At 52.0% G+C, this 377-nt stretch carries 1 pseudogene; it reads left to right on the forward strand.

Annotated elements, in window-relative coordinates:
- A pseudogene (locus DL891_RS17215) lies at window positions 1–363 on the forward strand (hypothetical protein); the annotation flags it as partial.
- Window positions 364–377: the final 14 nt, after the last annotated feature.

Raw genomic sequence — 377 nt, forward strand, 5'->3', positions numbered from 1 at the left:
GTTGGGGACAGTGGCTTGGGAGACGGTGAAGAGGATTTCTCCTCCGAGGAGGGAGGAGGGGCTGAAAATAATCCAAACGGCAAGAACAATGATTCCAAGGGAGGGCCCGGTGGAGAAGGCGAAGAGAACGGAGAGGATGAAGGCGATCAAGAAGATGAGAGCAACCATGGTGGTGATGACGATGAAGATGATGATGGAGGCGAAGAGAATGACGACGGGGAAGATAACGATGACGATGACGACGACGATGACGATGATGGTGGGAACGAGGATGAGGAAGAGAACGTGGAGGAGCCAGATGATGAAGATGAAGAAGATGAAGAGGAGGCGGCACTTCAGCCACCAAAGAAGAGAAAGAAGTGAGAGACAGAGAGAGA

Origin of the sequence: Homoserinimonas sp. OAct 916 (assembly GCF_003260275.1) — a bacterium.
Taxonomy (GTDB): domain Bacteria; phylum Actinomycetota; class Actinomycetes; order Actinomycetales; family Microbacteriaceae; genus OACT-916.